Source organism: Synechococcus sp. H55.10 (assembly GCF_047502715.1).
In the GTDB taxonomy this organism is placed as follows: Bacteria; Cyanobacteriota; Cyanobacteriia; order Thermostichales; family Thermostichaceae; genus Thermostichus.
On sequence record NZ_JANSJJ010000105.1, the window covers coordinates 1 to 866 of the forward strand.

The window sequence follows — 866 nt, forward strand, 5'->3', positions numbered from 1 at the left end:
CAGTTGAGCAATTTGCTGGTCGAGCGTTTGGATTTGCGCAAGCAGCTTCTCCAGCCGCTCCAGCTCCAACTTCACCTCGGCCAAGGTATGGGTATGGTGGCTTAAGCGCTCCTGCCAATGCCTCAGTTCTTGCTCAATTCTCTGCTGCTCTACTTGGAGTGGATCCCAGTCTTGCATCTGTTGATCGAGCAGCTCAATTTGATGCTTGACGGCCAAAACTTGCGCCTCACTGTATTTTTCAACTGCCAGCAGATCCTTTGCAACTTGCTGGTACTCTTCTACCTTCAAGATGCGGTCGAAAACTTCTTTCCGCTCCCGACTGGTTTTGAGAAAATCTGCGGTGAAAGTGCCCTGGGGTACCCCAATGGTTGTGGCAAAGAGCCGTGCCAAATCAGTACCAGCGGGCACGCCCAAATGTTGCCTCAGCCACGCCAGCACATCTGCCTTGCGCTCGTAATCTAGGCGCTGCTTCAATTGCGGATCGAAGAGGCGATATCCCTGGCTGACACTGCGACGAACGTCATAGGTGCGCTGATCCCACTGGGAAATAAACTGGACAGTAGCCACCGCATCGTTGGCGCCTGTGCGGATGAGTTCTTCTTGGTTGTAGGGGCAGTAGTCAAACAAAACCCAGGCGATAGCCTCTAGAATGCTGGTCTTGCCTGCTCCATTTTCTCCACAAATGGCGTTGATACCGGGCTCAAACTCGAAGAAGGCGTCCTCATGAGACTTGAAGTTCTGTAGAGCCAGAGAGAGGATCCGCATGGTCAGTCTTCTTCCCCCAGAAAGGCGCCGCTCAGGTGAGCATACACTTCCGCTTCGCCTTGCCCGTCCAGGATTTTCTCTTTGAGATCCAAGAGTAACTG

The 866-nt window shown here is 53.0% G+C and carries 1 protein-coding gene; it reads right to left on the bottom strand.

What is annotated here, in order from left to right:
- The coding region (locus NW858_RS07585) for an AAA family ATPase (RefSeq protein ID WP_414520222.1) at nt 1-765 on the bottom strand (765 nt) is incomplete at its 3' end.
- Between the last annotated feature and the right edge of the window lie 101 nt (nt 766-866).